Genomic DNA, 6178 nt, shown 5'->3' with positions numbered 1-6178 from the left:
TCGGCCGACAAGGTCTGGGACCAACTTCCGATCGAAATGCAGCAAAACATTATCGAGAAGAAGGCAAGATTCTACGTGATCGACGCGATCAAGATCGCCAAGGAGCTTGGTCTGGGCGCGCGCATCAACATGATCATGCAGACCGCGTTCTTCGTGATCTCCAAGATCATCCCGCAGGATAAAGCACTCGAAGCGATCAAGAAGGCGATCCACAAGACGTACGGCATCAAAGGCGAGAAAGTCGTCGAGATGAACTACGCCGCCGCCGACGCCGCGGTGAAGGGCATGGAAGAGGTCAAGTACCCGGCCAAGGTGACCAGTGCGACCAAGCGCCCGCCGGTTGTCCCGGATGAGGCGCCCGACTTCGTCAAGCTGGTAACCGGCAAAATCATCGAAGGCAAGGGCGACGACCTCCCCGTCGGCGCCTTCCCCGAGGACGGCTCATACATGACCGGCACGACGCAGTACGAGAAGCGCAACATCGCGATCGACATCCCGGTCTGGGAGCCGGATATCTGCATCCAGTGCAATATCTGCGCGCTGGTCTGTCCGCACGCGGCGATTCGCCCCAAGGTTTATGATCCTGCGGTTCTCGCCAAGGCACCGGCGACCTTCAAGGCTGTCGATGCCATGACCGGCGCGATGAAGGGTCTGAAGTACACGTTGCAGGTCGCTCCCGAAGACTGCACCGGTTGCGTGGTCTGCGTGGATGCCTGCCCGGCGGTCGCCAAGGACGAGCAGGGCAACAAGACCACGCGCAAGGCGATCAACATGGCACCGCAAATACCGCTGCGGGTGCCCGAGCGCGAGAATTTCAAGTTCTTCCTCGACATCCCGGAACCGGATTTTTCGCGGTTCAACATCGCGACGGTCAAGGGCAGCCAATTCGTCAAGCCGTTGTTTGAATTCTCCGGCGCCTGCGCCGGCTGCGGCGAGACGCCGTACGTCAAGTTGATGACGCAGATGTTCGGCGACCGCGCGGTGGTGGCGAACGCGACCGGTTGCTCGTCGATCTACGGCGGCAATCTACCGACAACGCCCTACTGCAAGCGCTCCGACGGCCGCGGCCCGGCCTGGTCGAACTCGCTGTTCGAGGATAACGCCGAGTTCGGCTTCGGGATGCGCCTGACGATCGACAAGATGCACGATTTCGCGCTGGAATTGCTGGCGAAGGTGCTGCCGAATCGTCTCGACGAATTCAAGTCGGCGCCGCAGACGACGCAGACCGAGATCGAGGCATTACGTGCCAAGGTTGACCAACTCAAGCACGAACTTGAGCGGATCAGTTCTTCCGAAGCCAAGCATCTGCTCGCCGTGGCAGACTACATCGTCAAAAAGTCGGTGTGGATTGTCGGCGGCGACGGCTGGGCCTACGATATCGGCTTCGGCGGCCTTGACCACGTCATGGCTTCCGGCCGCAACGTCAATCTGCTGGTGCTCGATACCGAAGTCTACTCCAACACCGGCGGCCAGATGTCGAAGTCGACGCCGCTCGGAGCAATTGCGCAGTTCGCCGCCGGCGGACGGCCGAATCCGAAGAAAGATCTCGGCCTCGAGATGATGGCGTACGGCAATTGCTATGTGGCCCGGGTCGCGATGGGCGCCAGCCCGAACCAAACCGTCAAGGCGTTCGCCGAGGCGGAATCGTTCGACGGCCCGTCGTTGATCATCGCCTACGCGCACTGCATCGCGCACGGCATCGATATGGCCTTCGGTCTCGAAGAGCAGAAGAAGGCGGTCGATTCCGGCCACTGGTTGCTGTTCCGCTACGATCCGCGGCTGCGCGCACTGGGCAAGAATCCGTTCCAGCTCGACAGCAAGAAGCCGTCGATCCCGTACGCGGAATACGCTTACGGCGAGAACCGGTTCCGCGCGCTCAAGTCGCAGAATCCGCAAGTGGCGGCGCAGTTGATGCAGCAGGCGCAAGCCGAGGCCAATGCGCGCTGGAAGTACTACGAGCAGTTGGCGGCGATGGACTTCAAGGTTGATCCGGAGTTCAAGCCGTAAGCGGCTGCCGTTCGCACTTTGATTCAGCCAACGGGCGGGATTGCTCCCGCCCGTTTTGTTTTCCGGATTTCAGCTTTACGATTTCTGCAGCAAGAGCGGTGTCGTATAGAGGTCGATCATCTTGCGAATGAACTCCGCAAACTGGATCCGATCGTACTGCCCGCTGTTGATCTCCACCAGATATTCCACCTGCAACCGCCGCGTCGAACTATCCCAGGATTGGCTTGTGTGCGCGCTGCCCCAGACGGCGATCAAGGACTCCGCCGGCGCCAATTCGGGAGTGCCCCATTCCGCGGGAATCTGAAGTTCAATGCTGCGCTCATACCGCCCGACGATCGACCACAGATCGACCGGGATGCGGGCAAAGGTCGTCTGGCTCGGCGCGATGGCGGCGGGGTAGCTGCGCGCAAAGGACGACAGGTTGGGCAGTGTGATGATGCGGTTGTTTCCGATTTTCTGTTCCCGCAGCGGCACCCGGCCGTAAACGACTTCCAGAAATTGCCCCGCGGTGGACTGCAGCGAATCATGGCGGATAGAATCAATGGCCACATCGGTCTCCCAGGACTTGGCGAGTGCGGCCTCGAGTTCGCGACGATAGGCGTCGTCGGTCTTGCCAAAGTAACCGTCGCGGCGGTTCGCGGCGGAGACATTGTAGAACACCTGGTCGTAGACAAATTCCAGTTGTGTGCCGTTCGGCGTCAGAATCAGATTGCGGCGGGCCCAGGCATCGTCAAGTTGAAACGGTGGCAACGTGCGCAGACTGGCGCGGCCCGCGCCGCTAATCTCGAGGGCCGGCTGTCCGGCGACTGATTCCGACAGCGAGCGCTCGAACGTAATCGGCGAGGCGCTGGGATCGACGAAGATGGTGTCGGCATCAACAATGCAGCCGAGGATCAGGTGGTCGAAGCCGAAATACGGCATCGGCAGCGCATCACCACCGCTGCGAGTCATGACCAGCACCGGCCAGGCAGGAATGCCCGCCGTGCGCAACATGGCGATCAACAAATGGCTCTTGTCCTTGCAGTCGCCCCAACGATTGAGGATAACGTCGTCGGGGCGCTGGGGAATTGATCCGTCGTAATTGAAGTCCAAGGTCTGGTACGGGATGTCCAGCACCACGCGCGAATAGAGATCCTGAACCAGCGCGCGCGGCGATGCCGCCGCCGGCTTCAGGCGCTCCGCCCAGGCCGCTGCGCGCGGGTTCTCGGCGAGGATCGCCTGACTGATCGAATAGTACCAGTCGTGAATCGTACTCCAGTCGGCGATTGTCGAGACGAAAATCTTGCCCAGCACGGACTCGGGGGCCGGCAGCAATTCCAGATCGGAGGAGGTTGCCGCAACGTGTTCGCCGCTGAAACGCAGTCGTTGGAAACCGCAGTACCGGTCCAACTGCGGCTTGGGCACAGGACCGACGGCCTGCCAGCGCAAATCGTCGCGGTTGGTGAGCACGGCAAACTCCCAACGCCGCTGGTAAGTGGTCGCCCCGACCATGTACCCCTGCCAGAAATGCTGGTAAAGGTCGCCGTCGTTGGCCCCCCACTGCCGCCGCCGGATTTCGATGGCATCACCCGGCTGCAAATCTTGGAAGTACAGCGTCCCGCCTTCGCGTTGGGCTTCAACCGGCGCCGCGCTCTTGCGCAGCCGGCGTGCCACCAGCAGTTTGTTGTTGTCATCGCTTTCAGTGAATCCCAGTTCGATTTCCTGGGATGCCTCGACTCCTTCTTGATCGAGCAAGACGGACACGAAGTGGTAGTCCACGCAGTGGACCCCGCTCTCGAACAGCAGGGTCTGTTGGCGATCCAGAAACAGCCAGCGCGAGGCGTCTCCCTTCTGCTCCGGTGTCGGCTCCGTCTTCCACAGGTCGCTCAGGTCGGGCGTGCCAAAGATGCTGTCGAGGCTGCAGCCGTTGCGCAGGGAGTCGAGCAATTGGTACGGCAGCGATGCCGCCGGCTTGATCTGATGAATCAGCCGCAGCTGCATGTTCGCGCCGGCAATATCGTTGAGACTCTGGAGAATGGGGTACTTGATACTATACAACTCGACATTAACGGGATGCTCGGCGATCAGGCTGTCCAGCAGCGGCAACATCTCCCGCAGCCGATTCCCTTTGGCGAGCACATCCAAGTAGCCGTACATCGGTCGATCGCGATAAGCCGCCGTCCGGCACGCGGTCGCGGCGGCGGTGATAGCCTCCGGGACACGCCCGAGTTCGGCCAGGAAGGAATACTCATTCATGATCCGGGATGATCCCGACTGCGATTTCTCGCAGTACTCCTTGAACTCGGCGTAGCCGGACTCCTTATCGCCGAGCTGAGTGAAATAGAAGTTGCTCAGCAACTGCGAGAATCCACCGAACCAGGGGAAGCGCTCCTTTGCCTGTTTGAGCGCATCGATGCAGCCGCCGACGTTGCCGTTGAGCAGCGGCTCGAGTGTGCCGGTGAACTCGATGATCGGCCGATTCGGGTACTTCCGTCGCAATTCGGCGAAATTCTTGATGCTGGCCGCGTAGTCGGCAGCCGTCGCTGTGATCCACTCGGCCTCGATCAGTGGCGCCTCAACTGCCTCGAAGAGTTTCAGCAGCTGCTCGCCGGCCTGCGCCTTCTCTTCGTTAATGCTGAGGGCGTCGTAGAGAATATGCTGTTCCAGGCGGGTCAGGCTGTCTTGCGCATCGAGGCGCTCCAGCTCCCGGATTGCCTCCTTGACGTAGCCGTTGTAAATCTGCATCACCGCGCCCCAATAGCGTGCGTCCGGTGCCGTCCGCTGGGCGGCCGTCGCCTGCGCGAAGGCGTCGAACTGCGGATTGACCCTGGTCGCCACCAGACTCACGGCCGGCTTGACCGCAGCGAAGCGCAGCCATTTCAGGCCGGGAATCGGGCGGAAATCGCCGCCGAGCACGGCCAGGCGCATTTCCAAGACCGTGGGATGCGCCAGCACCGCGGTGATTTCGTGGGCTCCGGCGGTCAACGAGACGCGCACGCCGTCGCGAATCACCGCGTTGCGCAAAATCGGGTCGGAATGGACTTCGACGCCGTCGACCAACAGGCGCCCGCTGTAGTGCCCGCCTGGAAGAATCACCACTTCAGCCGCCGCCGGAAGGAGAAAGAATGCGCACAATTGTCCGGCTGCGTTATCGGCATCTTCCATTGCCGGGGACAGAGAGATTCCGCCCTGTGATTGTTCCACGAAGTCCCAGGCGACCAGACTGCCAAGCATCCCACGAGCCGTCGCCGCGGTATCCAGGGATTCGCCTTCGAGGGGCAAACGGCGAAACATCGCAATATTCGATTGATTGTCAAACGGACCGCACACCCAGGCGCCGGGGCAAAGGTCGTCGGCGGCCAGTGTGGAATCGAGTGTCAACGACCGCTTCAAACTCACCTGGTGCAGCATCGATTGCCCGCAGTATTGGAGGAGCGGATCTTTGGCCGAAAGCAGCTTCCGGCCAATCAACGCCTCCAGATCGCGCTGTTCGTAATGCGTGGCGAGTTCGGCTGCAACATGCTCAAAGACGGCAAGCAGGAAGGGATCAGGCTCCGGCAGTGTCGCCAATCGTTTGATGATCGTGACCTGCGCGGTGTCGTCCAGATCGAAGTGAGCCGCGAGCAACGCGCCCCGCAGCACTTGCGGATCATTGGGCGACTTGGTCAACAGCGTCTTGAATTCGGCGCGCGCCTTGACGATATCAAGGCGGTGCAGCGCCTCCCAGGCCGACTTGACCGAGGCATCCGCTTGTGCGAGCCCCAGCACCGTCACGACCACGATGAATGCGCGGAACATGATCACGTTCTCCTCCCTGAGTTGGGTTCGGCGAATCTTTTGTCGATCAATATATGCCGCCTTTTATGCCGCCGCAACAATTGAGTACGCCTGCGGCAAATGCCCTGCATGCGTTGGTGGCGCAGGGCAGGTCTCCAGCGCATGCCCGCAGGAGTTGGCTCTCAATCTTGACGAGACCTGATGCTCATGTGCCGTCTGACACACGGCAGGTCTCCGCAAACATGCTCCTAAATCCCACGACACTCCGAACGGAGACTTGCCCTACGGCGATACCCACAACACGAATGGGCGACCCCATCGGGTCGCCCATTCGTCTACCTATTCTCCGCGGATGCGGAGATCTCGCTTCTCAGCTTACGGACACGCCGCGCATGGCGCCGACCCGCCGGAGAAG

General features: G+C 61.0%; 2 protein-coding genes. One reads left to right on the top strand and one right to left on the bottom strand.

The genetic code is table 11. The features are described 5' to 3' along the window. A partial coding sequence (nifJ, locus tag IT585_10550; protein MCC6963678.1) for a pyruvate:ferredoxin (flavodoxin) oxidoreductase occupies nt 1-2007 on the top strand: 2007 nt, incomplete at its 5' end. A gap of 75 nt (nt 2008-2082) precedes the next feature. On the opposite strand, the gene IT585_10545 is transcribed toward nifJ, so the two are convergent. After that, nucleotides 2083-5784 carry a transglutaminase family protein gene (locus tag IT585_10545; GenBank protein MCC6963677.1) on the bottom strand — a complete coding sequence of 1234 codons (3702 nt, stop codon included), beginning with the start codon at nt 5782-5784 and terminating at the stop codon, nt 2083-2085. Nucleotides 5785-6178 lie beyond the last annotated feature (394 nt).

It is taken from the genome of Candidatus Zixiibacteriota bacterium, assembly GCA_020853795.1.
Taxonomy (GTDB): Bacteria; Zixibacteria; MSB-5A5; order CAIYYT01; family CAIYYT01; genus JADJGC01.
This window is presented reverse-complemented; position numbering and strand designations above follow the sequence as displayed.

Bases quoted from the DNA above. Each gene is read 5' to 3' on its own strand.
- IT585_10545 (MCC6963677.1), bottom strand. From the start codon at position 5,784: ATGTTCCGCGCATTCATCGTGGTCGTGACGGTGCTGGGGCTCGCACAA.